This is a genomic window from Streptomyces sp. SUK 48 (genome assembly GCF_009650765.1).
GTDB lineage: Bacteria > Actinomycetota > Actinomycetes > Streptomycetales > Streptomycetaceae > Streptomyces.
This window is the reverse complement of sequence record NZ_CP045740.1, coordinates 3763353-3779257: the sequence shown is the minus strand read 5'-3', so window position 1 is coordinate 3779257 and position 15905 is coordinate 3763353. Positions and strand designations below refer to the sequence as shown.

General features: G+C 73.2%; 14 protein-coding genes. 6 read left to right on the top strand and 8 right to left on the bottom strand.

Features of this window, described 5'->3' with window-relative positions; genetic code table 11:
* Positions 1 to 115 precede the first annotated feature (115 nt).
* From cseC to GHR20_RS16255, 5 genes are all read right to left on the bottom strand, one after another.
* The gene (gene cseC, locus GHR20_RS16275) at positions 116 to 1474 is read right to left on the bottom strand and encodes a two-component system sensor histidine kinase CseC (protein WP_148027155.1); all 1359 of its coding nucleotides are present in this window, start codon (positions 1472 to 1474) and stop codon (positions 116 to 118) included.
* 10 nt (positions 1475 to 1484) lie between these two features.
* On the bottom strand, positions 1485 to 2189 hold the full coding sequence (gene cseB, locus GHR20_RS16270) for a two-component system response regulator CseB (RefSeq protein ID WP_111583057.1): 705 nt from the start codon (positions 2187 to 2189) through the stop codon (positions 1485 to 1487).
* Between the two features lie 51 nt (positions 2190 to 2240).
* Complete coding sequence (locus tag GHR20_RS16265) at positions 2241 to 2852, bottom strand: hypothetical protein (protein ID WP_153816002.1); 612 nt, start codon at positions 2850 to 2852, stop codon at positions 2241 to 2243.
* Between the two features lie 41 nt (positions 2853 to 2893).
* Positions 2894 to 3433, bottom strand: coding sequence for a SigE family RNA polymerase sigma factor (locus GHR20_RS16260; RefSeq protein ID WP_037660309.1), 540 nt, complete (start codon positions 3431 to 3433; stop codon positions 2894 to 2896).
* A 281-nt stretch (positions 3434 to 3714) separates the two neighbouring features.
* On the bottom strand, positions 3715 to 4590 hold the full coding sequence (locus GHR20_RS16255; RefSeq protein WP_111583055.1) for an A/G-specific adenine glycosylase: 876 nt from the start codon (positions 4588 to 4590) through the stop codon (positions 3715 to 3717).
* Positions 4591 to 4769: 179 nt separating this feature from the next.
* Between GHR20_RS16255 and GHR20_RS16250 the strand changes: the two genes are divergently transcribed.
* Positions 4770 to 5603 (top strand): hypothetical protein, encoded by an 834-nt coding sequence (locus tag GHR20_RS16250; RefSeq protein WP_194858894.1) that lies wholly within the window; start codon positions 4770 to 4772, stop codon positions 5601 to 5603.
* A 129-nt stretch (positions 5604 to 5732) separates the two neighbouring features.
* On the opposite strand, the gene disA is transcribed toward GHR20_RS16250, so the two are convergent.
* Together disA and radA are read right to left on the bottom strand one after the other, a co-directional pair.
* Positions 5733 to 6857, bottom strand: coding sequence for a DNA integrity scanning diadenylate cyclase DisA (gene disA, locus GHR20_RS16245; protein ID WP_111587239.1), 1125 nt, complete (start codon positions 6855 to 6857; stop codon positions 5733 to 5735).
* An 80-nt stretch (positions 6858 to 6937) separates the two neighbouring features.
* A complete protein-coding gene (radA, locus tag GHR20_RS16240; RefSeq protein WP_111587238.1) occupies positions 6938 to 8347 on the bottom strand; it encodes a DNA repair protein RadA in 1410 nt (469 codons plus the stop codon).
* Positions 8348 to 8661: 314 nt separating this feature from the next.
* Between radA and GHR20_RS16235 the strand changes: the two genes are divergently transcribed.
* The gene (locus GHR20_RS16235) at positions 8662 to 10341 is read left to right on the top strand and encodes a sigma-70 family RNA polymerase sigma factor (protein WP_153816000.1); all 1680 of its coding nucleotides are present in this window, start codon (positions 8662 to 8664) and stop codon (positions 10339 to 10341) included.
* 108 nt (positions 10342 to 10449) lie between these two features.
* Here GHR20_RS16235 and GHR20_RS16230 read toward each other — a convergent pair whose 3' ends face one another.
* Positions 10450 to 11289, bottom strand: coding sequence for a hypothetical protein (locus tag GHR20_RS16230; protein ID WP_153813573.1), 840 nt, complete (start codon positions 11287 to 11289; stop codon positions 10450 to 10452).
* Positions 11290 to 11360: 71 nt separating this feature from the next.
* On the opposite strand from GHR20_RS16230, the gene GHR20_RS16225 reads away from it, so the two are divergent.
* From GHR20_RS16225 to ilvD, 4 genes are all read left to right on the top strand, one after another.
* Positions 11361 to 12293, top strand: coding sequence for a Ppx/GppA phosphatase family protein (locus GHR20_RS16225; protein WP_111587236.1), 933 nt, complete (start codon positions 11361 to 11363; stop codon positions 12291 to 12293).
* Between the two features lie 148 nt (positions 12294 to 12441).
* Positions 12442 to 13254: a sugar phosphate isomerase/epimerase gene (locus GHR20_RS16220; RefSeq protein WP_111587240.1), complete on the top strand. Its 813-nt coding sequence runs from the start codon at positions 12442 to 12444 to the stop codon at positions 13252 to 13254.
* Positions 13251 to 13880, top strand: coding sequence for a TetR family transcriptional regulator (locus tag GHR20_RS16215; RefSeq protein ID WP_153813572.1), 630 nt, complete (start codon positions 13251 to 13253; stop codon positions 13878 to 13880). The genes GHR20_RS16220 and GHR20_RS16215 overlap by 4 nt, the downstream gene beginning before the upstream one ends.
* Before the next feature lie 169 nt (positions 13881 to 14049).
* Positions 14050 to 15903 carry a dihydroxy-acid dehydratase gene (gene ilvD, locus GHR20_RS16210; RefSeq protein WP_153813571.1) on the top strand — a complete coding sequence of 618 codons (1854 nt, stop codon included), beginning with the start codon at positions 14050 to 14052 and terminating at the stop codon, positions 15901 to 15903.
* Positions 15904 to 15905 lie beyond the last annotated feature (2 nt).

Here is a 15905-nt window from a genome sequence, read left to right as displayed (position 1 = left end):
CATGTCCGGGGGTTCGCGGCGGGGGCGGGCGCGGTTCGGCCCGTCGTCGGCCGCGGGCCGTCGTGGGCCGGTCGCGCAGTTCCCCGTGCCCCTTCGGGGCACGTCCTGGGCCCGCTCAGCCCGCTCCCCCCGACAGGGGCAGCATCGGATGGCTCCCCGTGTTCGTCGGTGCGTGCTCCGGCAGCCACAGCACCGCCACCGCGCCCTCCGCCGGGAGGTCCGGGGGGAGGCCGGTGGGGCGGATGTTGCGGAAGGTGAGGCGGGCGCCGAGCACGCGCGCCTGGCCGGCGGCGATGGTCAGGCCGAGGCCGTGGCCCTGTCCCGCGCGGTCCATGCTGCCGGTGCGGAAGCGGCTCGGGCCCTCCGCGAGGAGCGCCTCGGGGAAGCCGGGACCGTGGTCGCGGACCCGGATCACCCGGCCCTCGACGCTCACCTCGATCGGCGGCCGCCCGTGCCGCGCGGCATTGGCGAGCAGGTTGAACAGCACCCGCTCCAGCCGGCGCGGGTCGGTCGTCACCTCCGACTCGTGCACCACCCGTACGACGATCTCCGGGTCCTTCGCCGCCACCCGCCGCGCGACGAACTCGCCCAGCAGGATGTCCTGGAGCTCGGCCCGCTCCGAGGCGCTGTCCAGGCGGGCCACCTCCAGCACGTCCTCCACCAGCGTGCGCATCGCCTTGGCCCGGTCGAGCACCAGCTCCGTGGGCCGGCCGGGCGGCAGCAGCTCGGCGGCCGTCAGCAGACCCGTCACCGGGGTGCGCAGCTCGTGCGCGATGTCGGCGGTGACCCGCCGCTCGGCCTCCAGGCGCAGCCGCAGCGCGTCCGCCATCGCGTCCACCGCCCGCGCGAGATCGTCGGTCTCGTCCCGTACGACCCCGCCGATGGCCTCCCGCACCCGTACCTCGGTCTCGCCCCGCGCGACCTGGTGCGCCGCGGCCGCGGCCTTGCGCAGCCGGCCGGACAGCTGCCCGCCGATCAGCACGCCGAGCGCGCTGCCGCCGAGGACGACCGCGATGGACCCGATGACCAGGGCCTGGTCCAGGTCCTTCATCACGTCCATGGAGCGGTCCGGGAAGTGGCTGTGCAGCGAGAGCACATGCCCGTCCTTGGCCGGTACCGCGGCCCAGATGTCCGGCGGACCCGAGCTCCGGTCGGAGACATCGCTCGCCCGGCGCCCGGCCATCACCTTCTCGCGCAGCGCGGGCGGCATCTCCGGGTCGTCGATCTTTATGTTCGGGAAGTTCGTCCGCCCGGACAGCTCGTAGTTGCGCTGGGCCAGCTGGACCCGGTCATTGGCCAGGTCGCGCGCGTTGTCCAGCATCGAGACCCGGGCCGCGTTGTGCACGACCAGGCTCAGCGCGATCGCCACGAGACCGGCGACCAGCGCGATCGCCGCACTGAGTTTCCACCGGATCCCGGTGTGCAGGCCCACGCGCTCCATGCGCCGGACCGGGTGGCGCCAAAACCCCCGCATACCGCTCCGTTCAGGCCCTCAGCTTGTAGCCGAAGCCGCGGACCGTCTCGATCCGGTCCTGGCCGATCTTCTGTCGCAGCCGCTGCACATGGACGTCGACCACGCGGGTGTCCCCGCCCCAGCCGTAGTCCCACACGCGCTCCAGGAGCTTGTCACGGGAGAGCACGGTCCCGGGCGCGGAGGAGAACTCCAGCAGCAGCCGCATCTCGGTCGGGGTGAGGGCCACCGGCTGTCCGCCGCGCAGCACCTCCATGCCGTCGGTGTCGATCCGCAGATCGCCGAAGGTCAGCGTGCCGCCCTGCATCGCGGACGCGGGCTCCTCCGGGTGCGCGGAGCCGCCGGCGTGCCCGAAGCGGCGCAGCACCGCCCGGATCCGGGCGACCAGTACGGCACCGTCGAACGGCTTGGTCACATAGTCGTCCGCGCCGGCCTCCAGGCCGAGGACCACGTCGATGGAGTCGGCGCGCGCCGACAGCATGATCACCGGCACGGTCGACTCGTCCCGGATCCGGCGGCACAGGCTGACCCCGTCGAGACCCGGCACCATCACGTCGAGCAGGGCGATGTCCGGGCGGTTCGCCCGGAACGCGGCGAGGCCCGAGAGCCCGTCGGGCATGGCGGTGACCGCGAAGCCGTCCCGCTCCAGGGCGAGCTGTGTGGCCTCACGGATGACGTCGTCGTCCTCGACGAACAGGACGTGGGTCTGGTCTGCCATCCCGGTGCTCTCTGTCCTCGTTGATCACTGGTGGTCCGGTGGAAGGGCGGTTCAGCTGTCCGGCACGGGCGTCGGGGCCTGCCCGGCCGACTTGCTGTACTCGTTGCGCACGCTCTTGCCCGGCGCGAACCGTCCCGCCTTCCATCTGTACGGCGTCACGATCTCACCGGACGGGCTGGAGATGGGATCGCCCTTCTCGTAATACTGCCTGGTCACCGACAGCCGGCCCTGGTCGATCTCGGCGTAGACCGGCGACTCCTCGGTCCGGAACACGTTCTTGAAGCTGCCGGAGTCGTCCCGGTACACGTACGAGCCGACCCCGACCGCGTCCGCACAGGTCAGTACGTTGATCACGACGTCGTCCACCGGGGACGCGGTCAGATCACCGTACGAGACGTCCACCGGGTACTCGTTGCCGCTGCACGGCTTCAGCTCCCGCTTGACGGCGGCGGACACCGCCGGATCGCTCTTGAGCAGCTGTACGGCGTCCACCTTGCGGTACTTGTCCGGATCGCTCGGCGAGGGCGCCGGCGACGCCACGGCGCCGGCCCCGGCCACCGCCGAGGCGTGTGCCGGGCCCTCGTCCCGGGCACCCAGGCCGCCCGTGCCGCACGCACCGACGAAAAGGGCGAGGGCGGTGACCGAGGCCACCGCCGCGATCACCGCCAGCCAACTCCCACGGGTCGGTGTCGACCCGGGCCCTGTCAGGCCGCGCAACGCTCCCGCTCCTCACGCTCCAGCGCCCGTGCGTCCAGGTCGCGGGCCTCCAGCTCCTCGCGGAGCCGGGCGAGCGCCCGGTGCAGCGTGCTCTTGACCGTACCGGCCGACATGCCCAGGGCCGCGGCCGTCTCCTCGGTGGACATCTGCTCCCAGTGTCGCAGCACCACGACGCTGCGCTGCTTGGGTGCCAGAACTTTCAGGATGTCCATCAGCAGGGCCCGGTCGGCGTGCTGCTCGGTGGAGTCCTCCACGCAGGCGTCCGGCAGCTGCTCGGTGGGGACCTCCTCCAGCTTGCGGGCCCGCCACCACTCGGTCCGGGTGTTGATCATGACCCGGCGCAGGTAGGCGTCGGCGAGCCGCTTGTCGGCGATGCCGTCCCAGCGGCCGTACGTCCGCACCAGCGCGGTCTGGAGCAGGTCCTGCGCGTCCACGGGGTCCGGCACCAGCCGGCGCGCGCTGCGCAGCAGCGCGTCCTGTCGCGTGCGGACGTACTCCTCGAATGCGAGCACCTCGCCCTGCGCCATGTTCAACCGCCTCCGTTCCCCGTGTGCTTCGGCCCCCGCCGAAGTCCCGCTGTCCTGCCGGCCCGTGGTCTGTCGGGCACGGAAATGAAGGTAGGCAGTCGTTGTCACGAGGCTGTGCGGACCAGCCTTCGGCTAGCAATCGGCTATCCGTCGGTTGTGTAACGGCCACAGGAACGGGGTAAAGAGTGCGGTGCTTATGTCCAGTTATGGGGCTTTTGCTGTAGCTCGGTTGGGCGAAGGCTCCCGTAACAGAGGCGGCGACGCTGTGATCTGGCTGAGCGTCAGGTCAACGGCAGCCGGTACAGACCGCCGTGCAGCGGCTCCACCAGCCCGTCGGTGACCAGTCCGTCCAATGCCCGGGCCCGCTGCACCGGCTCGTGCCAGACCCGGTCGAGCACCGCCTGCGGCACCGGGGTGTGCGCCTCCCGCAGTACGGCGAGCAGCTTGCCGCGCACCTGCCGGTCGGTGCCGGCGTACGTCTGACCGCGCCGCGGCGGCCCCTGGTGCTCCGGCTTGCCCGCCTGCCGCCAGGCGCACTGCGCGGCGATCGGGCAGCGCGCGCACCCCTCGTTCTTCGCCGTGCACACCAGCGCGCCCAGCTCCATGGAGGCGGCGGCCCAGCGCGCGGCCGTCCCCTCGTCCTCGGGCAGCAGCTCCCGGGCGAGGCGCCGCTCGGCCGCGGTCGTCGCGTTCGGCGGGTACTGCACCCCCGTCACCGCGCGCGCCAGCACCCGTCGCACATTCGTGTCCAGCACCGGGTGCCGCTGCCCGTAGGCGAACGAGGCCACCGCGGCGGCCGTGTACTCGCCGATGCCGGGCAGCGCGAGCAATTGCGCGTGTTCCGTCGGCACGTCGCCGCCGTGCCGTTCCGTTATGGCGACCGCGGCGCCGTGCAGCCGCAGCGCGCGGCGCGGATAGCCGAGCCGGCCCCAGGCGCGCACCGCCTCGCCGGGCGCCTCCTTCGCCAGGTCGGCGGGGCGCGGCCAGCGGGCCAGCCACTGCTCGTAGACGGGCAGCACCCGGTTGACCGGGGTCTGCTGAAGCATGAACTCGCTGACCATCACGCCCCACGCGCCCGCCTCCGGGCGGCGCCAGGGGAGGTCGCGGGCATGGGCGTCGAACCAGGCGATCACGGGGGCGTGGATTTTCTCGGTCATGGCCTTCCGATCCTGCCACGCCGCACGGGGTGGCGCGGGTGACCAGGCCGTCACCCAGCGTGCCGATCACTGAAGAACCGTGCCTGCGGGGGCAGTTACCGGAATGATGATCCGGAAAAGTTGGTGCGCGGACGGCGGGTGAGGCAAGGCCGCGCGCCGAACTCTCGTAGAGTTCAGGCGTGGGATCTCTGCGCAATCCGGTCGGGCCGCTTCCCTCCTCCATCTACTGGCGCAGGAGGGCCGTAATGCTGTCGGTGGTCGCCGTCTCGGCGCTGCTGATCGCGTGGATCGTCACGGCGGGGGGCGGTGGCGGCGGCAGGAAGGGCAGCAGCGCGTCCGGCGGCAAGAACCCCACGAACACGATCACACCCGGCCCTTCGGGCTCGGGCCCCGCGTACAGCCAACACCCGGGCGGGCGGGACGAGTCGGGCGGGTCGGACGCGGGCTCCGGGTCCGGCGGTTCGGCGGGGTCCGCCGGTGCGGGGTCCGACGACGGCGCCGGCGGCGGGAACGGCGGCTCCGGCTCGGGCGGCGGAGCGGGCTCCGGCGGGTCCGGCTCGGGCGGCGGGGCGGTCGTCGCGGGCGACGCGCTGCCCGGCTCCTCCGACCTGGCGAACTGCTCCTCCGGCGCGGTGTCGTTGGGCCTGCGCAGCCTGCGCAACTCCTACTCGCCGGACCAGACGCCGGCGTTCGAACTCACCGCGAAGAACACCTCGTCCGCCGACTGCAAGGTCGATCTCGGCCCGAAGAACGCGGTGTTGACGATCACCCCGGCCGACGGCGACAACACGTTCTGGTCCTCCGCCGACTGCCCCGACGGCGCGGGCAGTCTGTCCTTCCGGGTCCCGGCCGGCAAGACCATCACGTACACGGTCAAGTGGGACCGCCGCCCGAGCGCCGCCCACTGCGCGACGCCGTCCGGCGGCGCGGCCAAGTCGGGTACGTACCTGCTGGAGGCGAAGACCCCGGGGTACGGGAAGCTACAGGCGTCGTTCGTGCTGTCGGCGGACTAGGGTCTTTCGTTTGGATCAGGCCGGATCAGGGAGCGGTGCCAGGGTCCGCGAGCCCGGCATGATCCACACGAGAGGCCCTAGGGCTTCGCGGAGCGGACCGGTGATTCCCGGAGCCGTCGGCCCCGGGAATCAGACGTACCGCTCCAGGATCGAGGACTCGGCCAGGCGGGAGAGCCCCTCCCGCACGCTCCGGGCCCGCGCCTCGCCCACGCCGTCGACCGTCTGCAAGTCGTCCACGCTCGCCGCCAGCAGCTTCTGGAGCCCGCCGAAGTGCTCCACCAGCCGGTCGATGATCGCCCCGGGCAGCCGCGGCACCTTGGCCAGCAGCCTGAAGCCCCGCGGGGACACCGCGGAGTCCAGGGTCTCGGGCGACCCGGTGTAGCCCAGCGCCCGCGCCACCGTGCCGACCTCGATCAGCTCGGACTGGGTGAGCGCGTTCAGCTCGGACAGGGCCTCCTCCACCGTGCGGGAGCGCTTCGCGGTCGGCTCGGGCACGTAGTCCCGTACGACCAGCTCCCGGTCCGGCTCGACCCCCGCGATCAACTCCTCCAGCTGGAGCGCGAGCAGCCGGCCGTCGGTGCCCAGCTCCACCACGTACTCGGCGATCTCGGTGGCGATCCGGCGCACCATCTCCAGGCGCTGCGCGACGGCGGACACGTCCCGCACCGTCACCAGGTCCTCGATCTCCAGCGCCGACAGGGTGCCCGCCACCTCGTCCAGGCGGAGCTTGTACCGCTCCAGCGTGGCCAGCGCCTGGTTCGCGCGGGAGAGGATCGCCGCCGAGTCCTCCAGGACGCGGCGCTGACCGTCGACGTAGAGCGCGATCAGCCGCATCGACTGGGAGACGGAGACGACGGGGAAGCCGACCTGCTTGCTCACCCGGTCCGCCGTGCGGTGCCGGGTGCCGGTCTCCTCGGTGGGGATGGTCGGGTCCGGGACCAGTTGGACGCCCGCGCGCAGGATCTTCGAGAGGTCCGAGGACAGCACGATGCCGCCGTCCAGCTTGCACAGCTCGCGCAGCCGGGTCGCGGCGAACTCCACGTCCAGCACGAAGCCGCCCGTGCACATCGCCTCGACGGTCTTGTCGGAGCCGAGCACGATCAGGCCGCCGGTGTTGCCGCGCAGGATCCGCTCCAGGCCGTCCCGCATGGCCGTACCGGGTGCTACGGCGCTCAGGGCAGCGCGCATCAGGCCATCGGCACCGGCACTCCCACCGGACTTTCCGGGAGCTGCTGCCCGGTCGTTGGCTGCCACTGCACTCCTCCGGTCGGGGGTTCTCACGCGCACCCGTGCCCGCACTCGGTTCGTACGGACGGGCGAGACCTGGGCAAAGTCTACCGGCGCTCCTCCGGCTCTCGCGGGGCCTCTCGGCGACGGGAGCGGGGCAGGACCCGCAGCGCGTCTCCCATGTCCGCGACTTCCAGCACCTTCATGCCCGGCGGGGTCTTCCCCGGATCGCCCGGCACCAGCGCGTGCGTGAAGCCGAGCCGGTGCGCCTCGGCGAGCCTGCGCTGCACGCCCGTGACCCGTCTCACCTCGCCCGCGAGACCCACCTCGCCGATGGCCACCAGGTTCTTCGGCAGCGGGGTGTCGCTCGCGGCGGAGGCCAGCGCGAGGGCGATGGCGAGGTCGGCGGCGGGCTCGGACAGCTTCACGCCGCCGACCGTCGCCGAGTAGATGTCCCGCTTGCCGAGCGCGCTGATCCGGCCGCGCTGTTCGAGCACGGCCAGCATCATCGACACGCGGGAGGTCTCCAGGCCCGACGTCGTCCGCCGGGGGGAGGGGATCTGGGAGTCCACGGTCAGCGCCTGCACCTCCGCCACCAGCGGGCGGCGGCCCTCCAGGGTCACGGTCAGGCAGGTGCCCGGCACCGGTTCGTCGCGCCGGGTCAGGAAGAGGCCGCTGGGGTCGGCGAGGCCGGTGATCCCCTCGTCGTGCAGCTCGAAGCAGCCGACCTCGTCCGTCGCTCCGTACCGGTTCTTCACACCGCGGACCAGGCGGAGCCGGGCGTGCCGGTCGCCCTCGAAGTGCAGCACCACGTCCACCAGGTGCTCCAGCAGGCGCGGGCCGGCGATCGCGCCGTCCTTGGTGACATGGCCGACCAGCAGCGTGGACATGCCGCGCTCCTTGGAGGCCCGGATCAGCGCCCCGGCCACCTCGCGGACCTGGGCCATGCCGCCGGGCGCGCCGTCGATCTCCGGGGAGGCGACCGTCTGCACCGAGTCGAGGACCAGCAGGGAGGGCTTGACCTCGTCCAGATGCCCGAGGATGGCGGAGAGGTCGGTCTCGGCGGCCAGATACAGCTCGTCGTGCAGCGCGTTGATCCGGTCGGCGCGCAGCCGCACCTGGCTCGCCGACTCCTCGCCGGTGACATAGAGGGTGCGGTGCTCCGCGCTCGCCGCCTTGGCCGCCACGTCCAGCAGCAGGGTGGACTTGCCGACGCCGGGCTCGCCCGCCAGCAGCACCACCGCGCCCGGTACGAGCCCGCCGCCGAGCACCCGGTCCAGCTCGGGCACCCCGGTGGAGCGGGCGGTGGCCTGCCGGCCGTCCACCTGGCCGATGGGCAGCGCGGAGGTGACGACCCGGCCGGGTGCCGTGGTGCGGACCGCGGGCGCGCCGTACTCCTCGACCGTGCCCCACGCCTGGCACTCGGGGCAGCGGCCGAGCCACTTGGCCGTCTGCCAGCCGCACTCGGTGCAGCGGTAGGACGGACGGTCCTTGGTGGTCTTGGTACGGGCAGCCATGCGGAAACCGTAGCCCGCGGCACTGACAACCGGGCCGGGGGCCGCCAAGGGGGTGGACGGTATCGGCCGGCGTCCCGCGGATTCCGGACCCGGAGCAAACGGTTCCTGTCCCCTTATGAGGGATCGTTTCACCCGTACGGATTAAAAGTGCTCAAGGCTCCAGAAGGGGCGCGCCGCCGACGCCTACGGTCGCACGGGTGATGAGCAGCAGCCCGGAGACCACCACCCGCACCACCGGCGCGCACCGGGCGCACGGCGCGGCGCGCGAAGCACGAGAGGCGCGCGAGGGGCGTGAACCGCGCGAGGGTGCGCGGATGCCCGGTGTGTTCGAGTCATGTGAGGCGCATGAGCCACGTGCGTCCCGTGAGGCGCGGGACCGTGCCGCCGCGCGGACCATCGCCCGGCGGGCGTCGACCCGCTCCGCGTCGTACGCGTCGTACGAGTCGTACCTGGACGGCCTGTTCACCTACTGCCTGTCCATCCTGTGCGACCACGACGCGGCCACCGCCGCGCTCGGCGACGCCCTCGCCCTCGCCGAGCGGCGGGCGCACCGCGGGCCGGGGACCGGCGGCGAGCACCGGGCCTGGCTGTACGCGCTGGCCCGGTGGGCGTGTCTGCGCAAGCTGGCCGAGACGAAGCAGAAACGTCAGGCCACGCACGCGGCGGGCCGCATGGACAAGGGCGCGGGCAAGAGCGGGAAGGGAACCGGCCCCGAGTCCGCCGAACCGGCCCTTCCCCCGGACCTCCAGGAGCGCCGGCACCGCGAACTGACCCTGCTCGCCTGGCCGGAGGCGGCCGGCACCACGCCCGAGCAGCGCGAGGCGCTGGAACTCGCCGTACGCCACCACCTGACCGCCCCCGAGGTCGCCGCCGTCCTCGGCGTCGCACCGGCCACCGCCCGCGATCTGCTCGCCACGGCCGCCTGCGAGGTCGAGCGCACCCGGGCCGCGCTCGCCGTGGTGGAGTCCGGCGGCTGCCCGAGCGTCGCCCACCTCACCGGCGACAGCAGGCTGATCCTCAGCACCGCGCTCCGCCGCGAGCTGGTACGGCATGTCGACGACTGTCCGCGCTGCCGGCGCAGCGCCGAGCGCGCGGCCCCCGGCCGCTGGCCCGGCACCTCGGTCACCCCCGCCGAGCTGCCGGTCCTGGAGGCGCCCCGCGCGGCCCTCGCCTCGCGCTCCCGGGCCAAGGTCGCGGACGCGCCCCGCTTCGACCGGCGGGGCTTCCCGATGGACCCCCGGGACCGCGCGGCCCGCCGCGACCGGCTGCGCGCCCGCGCGGTGACGACGACGGTCGTGGCGACGGTGGTGGCGGCGCCGGTGCTGGCCCTGTGGGCGGCGTACCGGGGCGCGCCGACGGGGGAGCCGGACGGCCGTCCCGGCACCGCGCGCGAGGACCGGGGCCCGGACGCGATCGGTGGGACCGGCGCGGGCGGCGGGTACGAGAACGCGGGCAGCGCGAGCGTGAGGCCGGGCACGGGCAAGGACGGCGAGCCGGACGTCTCGGTGGAGGTGACGAGCGTCGCGCCCGGTACGGCGGACGGTTCGGCCGGGAGTCTGTCGGTGACCGCGGCGAACGACGGGGACACCACGCTGATCACCCTGACCGCGACGGGTCCGGACCCGGTCCGCTGGTCCGCCGCGACCGGCTCCGCCTGGCTGTACCTGAGCCGGTCCGCGGGCACCCTGGCGCCCGGCGGGAGCGTGACCCTGAAGGCGTACGTCGACCACCTGCACGAGCCCAGGGGCGCCTGGCAGGCCCGGATCTCCATCGCCCCGGCGGGCGCGGTGGTCACCATCACGGGTTCCGGCCCCGTCCCCACCCGTCCGACGCCGACGTCCCCGGCCACCCCCGCCCCGACGTCCCCGCCGACCTCTCCGCCCCCCGCCCAGCCAACCCCTTCCCCGACCCCGACCGATCCCCCGACCTCCGCGTCTCCGACCCCGACCCCCACCCCGACGGACAGCGAGACCCCGACCCCGACGGGAAGTTAGGGGCGGGGTCGGCGCGGGGGGCTCCGCCGGGGCACCGGGACCGGGTTTTGCTCGGGGGGTTCTGGGTGACCCGTCGGCCGGCCGAGTCGGGCGGGTTAGGTAGTCAGGTCAGGACGCCGGGTCCGCCGGGTGGGGGGCCAGCATCGGGAGCTGTGCGGACAGGCGCTGCTCGCAGAGCTCGGTCAGCCGGTCGTAGCCCTCCTTGCCCATCAGCTCCGTCAGCTCCGCGCGGTAGGACACGTACACCGGGTCCCCCGCACCGTGCGCCGACGTGGCCGACGTGCACCACCAGTGCAGATCGTGCCCGCCAGGACCCCAGCCCCTGCGGTCGTACTCGCCGATGGAGATCTGGAGCACCCGCGTGTCGTCGGGCCGGTCGATCCACTCGTACGTCCGCCGCACCGGCAGCTGCCAGCACACGTCCGGCTTCGTCTCCAGCGGCTCCCGGCCCTCCTTGAGCGCGAGGATGTGCAGCGAGCACCCCGCGCCGCCCGCGAACCCGGGCCGGTTCTGGAAGATGCAGGACCCCTCGAAGGGCCGCGTCTGCCGGGACCCCTCCTCGTCCTCCGAGATCCAGCCGTCCTTCGTGCCCTCGGCGTGGTGCTGCCAGATGTCCGGCGTGAGCCGCGCCACGTGCCCGGCGACCCGCTTCTCGTCGTCCTCGTCGGAGAAGTGCGCCCCCAGCGTGCAGCACCCGTCGTCCGCGCGCCCCGCCTTGATGCCCTGGCAGCCGCTGCCGAAGATGCAGTTCCAGCGCGAGGTCAGCCACGTCAGATCACAGCGGAAGACCTGCTCGTCGTCCGCCGGGTCCGGAAACTCCACCCACGCGCGCGCGAAGTCGAGCCCCTTCTCGTCGCTCACCTTCGACCCCTTGGCAGCTTTGGCGACCTTGCGAGCCTTGTCCGTCTTATCGGCTTTCGCGGACTTCGCCTTTTTCGTCTTTGGCACCCGTCCAGGGTAAGTGCCCCGCCCCCGGTCCGGGGACCGTGGAGCCGCGTTCTGGCAGTAGCGTTCCGTATATGAGACTCGGTGTCCTGGACGTGGGTTCGAACACGGTGCATCTGCTGGTGGTGGACGCCCACCCCGGCGCCCGCCCGCTGCCCGCGCATTCGCACAAGGCCGACCTTCGGCTCGCCCAACTCCTCGACGCCAGCGGTGCCATCGGCGACGCCGGCATCGAGAAGCTCGTCGACGTCGTACGGGACGCGCTCCAGGCCGCCGAGGACAAGGGCGTCGAGGACCTGCTCCCCTTCGCCACCTCCGCCGTCCGCGAGGCGACCAACGCCGACGAGGTCCTCGCCCGCGTCGCCGACGAGACCGGCGTACGGCTCCAGGTCCTGTCCGGCGCCGAGGAGGCCCGCCTCACCTTCCTCGCCGTACGCCGCTGGTTCGGCTGGTCCGCCGGGAAGCTGCTGGTCCTGGACATCGGCGGCGGCTCCCTGGAGATCGCGTTCGGCATCGACGAGCAACCGGACGCCGCCGCCTCCCTGCCGCTCGGTGCGGGCCGCCTCACCGCCGGCCGGCTCCCCGGCGACCCGCCCGCCCCGGACGACGTACGCGCCCTGCGCCGCCACGTCCGCGCGGAGATCGCCCGCACGGTCGGCGAGTTCGCCCGCTTCGGCGCCCCCGACCATGTCGTCGCCACCTCCAAGACCTTCAAGCAGCTGGCCCGCATCGCCGGCGCGGCCCGCAGCGCCGACGGCCTCTACGTCCAGCGCGAGCTCAAACGCGAATCCCTGGAGGCATGGGTCCCCCGCCTGTCCGGTATGACCATCGAGCAGCGCGCCGAGCTGCCGGGCGTCTCCGACGGCCGGGCGGGCCAGCTGCTCGCGGGCGCCCTGGTGGCGGAGGGCGCGATGGACCTCTTCGGCGTGGAGAGCCTGGAGATATGCCCCTGGGCACTGCGGGAGGGCGTGATCCTGCGGCGCCTCGACCACATGGGTTCCGCCTGAGCGACCGGACGGCGCGCGGGGCGGGCGCGAGGGCGGGCGGGGCGGGCGCGAGCCGCCACGACGCACCCGCACCCGCTCAAATGGCAAACCTCACAACGGCGAACAGGCACCCGACTCGCCCACCGTGGAACCCCTTAAGGTGACGGACGTGGCTGAACCAACGACCGTCCCCGTAGCGCTGTCGACAGCCTCCGTCTACCCGGAGTCCACGGCGACGGCCTTCGAGATCGCCGCGCGCCTCGGCTACGACGGCGTCGAGGTCATGGTCTGGACCGACCCCGTCAGCCAGGACATCGACGCGCTGCGCCGCCTCTCGGACCACCACGGCATCCCGATCCTCGCCGTGCACGCCCCGTGCCTGCTGATCACGCAGCGCGTCTGGTCCACCGACCCGTGGACCAAGCTGCGCCGCGCCCAGGCCGCCGCCGAGAAGCTGGGCGCCTCCACCGTCGTCGTGCACCCGCCGTTCCGGTGGCAGCGGCAGTACGCCCGGGACTTCGTCGCGGGCGTGTGGCGGATGGCGGACGAGACGGACGTACGGTTCGCGGTCGAGAACATGTACCCCTGGCGCTACCGCGACCGCGAAATGCTCGCCTACGCCCCCGCCTGGGACGTCACCCAGGACGACTACCGGCACTTCACGATCGACCTCAGCCATACGTCGACGGCCCGCACCGACGCCCTGGACATGATCGGCCGCATGGGCGACCGGCTCGGCCACGTCCACCTCGCCGACGGGCGCGGCTCGGCCAAGGACGAGCACCTGGTGCCGGGGCGCGGCGACCAGCCCTGCGCCGAGCTGCTGGAGCACCTGACCGTCTCCGGTTTCGGCGGCCATGTCGTCGTCGAGGTCAACACCCGGCGGGCGATGTCCGGCGCCGAGCGCGAGGCCGACCTCGCCGAGGCCCTCGCCTTCGCCCGCAAGCACCTGGCCGCCGCGGTCCGCCTCCCGCGCCGGTGACCGGCCCCACCGCGCCGTCCGCCGCCGGGCCGCCCGCCCGCCGCCGCGGCCGCCCCTCCCGCGCCGAGTCCGCCGGCACCCGGGACCGCATCCTCGCCGCGGCCCGCGAGGAGTTCTCCGCCCGCGGGTACGACAGGACGTCCGTACGCCGGATCGCCCAGGCCGCCGGCGTGGACTCCGCGCTGGTCCACCACTGCTTCGGCACCAAGGAACAGGTCTTCGCGGCCGCCGTCGAGGTCGCCTTCGCCCCCGCCCTCGCCGCCCCCGACACCCTCGCCGAGGGCCCGCCGGACGGCGTGGGGGAGCGGCTGACCCGCTTCGTCCTCGGCGTCTGGGAGAACCCCGCGACCCGGGCGCCGCTGCTCGCGATCCTGCGCTCGGCCGTCACCGACGACACCGACCCCGCCGTCTTCCGCCGCCTGGTCGCCGCCCAGCTGGTGCGCCGGACCGCGGCCCGGCTGGACCTGCCGGACGCCGAGCTGCGCGCCGAGCTGGCGGCCGCGCAGCTGGTGGGTACGGCCCTGCTGCGCCACGTCCTCAAGCTGGAACCGCTGGCCTCGGCGGACCTGGAGGAGATCATCGCGCGGGTGTCACCCGTCGTACAGAAGCACCTCACCCAGCCCTGAGACGCGGCCCGAGCACGGTCCGACCAGGGCCCGAACAGCGCCCGGCCACGGTCGCCGGGCGGGCGCCGATGAAATGCCCGTCCCGCATTCCGGACAAGCGTGTCCATTCCTTGGAGGGCGGGCGTAGGCTCGGAGAAAGCCAGAACTGTTCATCGAGGAGCGAGCGACGATGCCCGAGCTGAGGTCCCGCACAGTCACCCACGGCCGCAACATGGCGGGCGCCCGCGCCCTTATGCGTGCCTCCGGTGTACCCGGCGCGGACATCGGCCGTAAGCCGATCATCGCCGTCGCCAACTCCTTCACCGAGTTCGTGCCGGGCCACACCCACCTCCAGCCGGTCGGCCGGATCGTCAGCGAGGCGATCACCGAGGCCGGCGGCATCCCGCGCGAGTTCAACACCATCGCGGTGGACGACGGCATCGCCATGGGCCACGGCGGCATGCTCTACTCGCTGCCCTCCCGCGACCTGATCGCGGACTCCGTGGAGTACATGGTCGAGGCCCACTGCGCCGACGCCCTGGTCTGCATCTCCAACTGCGACAAGATCACCCCGGGCATGCTGATGGCCGCCCTGCGCCTGGACATCCCGACGGTCTTCGTCTCCGGCGGCCCCATGGAGGCCGGCCGCGCCACCCTGGTCGACGGCACCGTGCGCACCCTCGACCTGATCGACGCCATCTCGGAAGCCGCCAACGACAAGGTCTCCGACGCCGACATCCTGCGCATCGAGGAGAACGCCTGCCCGACCTGCGGCAGCTGTTCCGGCATGTTCACCGCCAACTCGATGAACTGCCTGACCGAGGCCATCGGCCTGTCCCTGCCCGGCAACGGCTCGGTCCTCGCCACCCACACCGCGCGCAAGCAGCTGTACGTCGACGCCGCCCGCACCGTCATGGACGTGACCCGGCGTTACTACGAGCAGGACGACGAGACCGTCCTGCCCCGCAATGTCGCCACCTTCCAGGCGTTCGAGAACGCCATGGCCCTGGACATCGCGATGGGCGGCTCCACCAACACGATCCTGCACCTGCTGGCCGCCGCCCAGGAGGCGGGCGTCGCCTTCGGCCTGGAGGAGATCGACGCCGTCTCGCGCCGCGTCCCCTGCCTCGCCAAGGTCGCGCCGAACGTGGGCAAGAACCGCACGTACTACATGGAGGACGTGCACCGCGCCGGCGGCATCCCCGCCCTCCTCGGCGAACTGCACCGCGCCGGCCTGCTCAACGAGGACGTGCACGCCGTGCACAGCCCCTCCCTCGCCGACTGGCTCAAGACCTGGGACGTGCGCGGCGGCTCCCCGTCCCCCGAGGCCGTCGAGCTGTGGCACGCGGCCCCCGGCTGCGTCCGCTCCGCCGAGGCGTTCTCCCAGTCCGAGCGCTGGGAGTCGCTGGACGACGACGCCGAGAGCGGCTGCATCCGCTCCGCCGAGCACGCCTACTCCAAGGACGGCGGCCTCGCGGTACTGCGCGGCAACCTCGCCGTCGACGGCTGCGTGGTCAAGACGGCCGGCGTCGACGAGTCCATCTGGACCTTCGAGGGGCCGGCCGTGGTCTGCGAGTCCCAGGAGGAGGCCGTCCAGCGCATCCTCACCCAGGAGGTCAAGGAGGGCGACGTCGTCGTCATCCGCTACGAGGGCCCCAAGGGCGGCCCCGGCATGCAGGAGATGCTCTACCCGACCTCGTACCTGAAGGGCCGCGGCCTCGGCAAGAGCTGCGCGCTGATCACCGACGGCCGCTTCTCCGGCGGCACCTCGGGCCTCTCCATCGGCCACGCCTCCCCGGAGGCGGCCTCGGGCGGCACCATCGCCCTGGTCGAGGACGGCGACCGGATCCGCATCGACATCCCGAACCGCACCATCGAGCTGCTGGTGGACGACGCCGAACTGGCCCGCCGCGAGCAGGCCCTGAACGGCGTCTTCGCCCCGAAGGACCGCGACCGCAAGGTCACCGCCGCGCTGCGCGCCTACGCCGCGATGGCGACCAGCGCGGACAAGGGCGCGGTGCGGGACGTGAGCAAGCTGGGCTGACC

What these genes read in the sequence shown, in the direction of transcription:
- GHR20_RS16260 (WP_037660309.1), bottom strand. Translation starts at nt 3,433, where the DNA reads ATGGCGCAGGGCGAGGTGCTCGCATTCGAGGAGTACGTCCGCACGCGA.
- cseC (WP_148027155.1), bottom strand. Translation starts at nt 1,474, where the DNA reads ATGCGGGGGTTTTGGCGCCACCCGGTCCGGCGCATGGAGCGCGTGGGC.
- ilvD (WP_153813571.1), top strand. Translation starts at nt 14,050, where the DNA reads ATGCCCGAGCTGAGGTCCCGCACAGTCACCCACGGCCGCAACATGGCG.
- radA (WP_111587238.1), bottom strand. Translation starts at nt 8,347, where the DNA reads ATGGCTGCCCGTACCAAGACCACCAAGGACCGTCCGTCCTACCGCTGC.
- cseB (WP_111583057.1), bottom strand. Translation starts at nt 2,189, where the DNA reads ATGGCAGACCAGACCCACGTCCTGTTCGTCGAGGACGACGACGTCATC.
- GHR20_RS16225 (WP_111587236.1), top strand. Translation starts at nt 11,361, where the DNA reads ATGAGACTCGGTGTCCTGGACGTGGGTTCGAACACGGTGCATCTGCTG.
- GHR20_RS16255 (WP_111583055.1), bottom strand. Translation starts at nt 4,590, where the DNA reads ATGACCGAGAAAATCCACGCCCCCGTGATCGCCTGGTTCGACGCCCAT.
- GHR20_RS16235 (WP_153816000.1), top strand. Translation starts at nt 8,662, where the DNA reads ATGCCCGGTGTGTTCGAGTCATGTGAGGCGCATGAGCCACGTGCGTCC.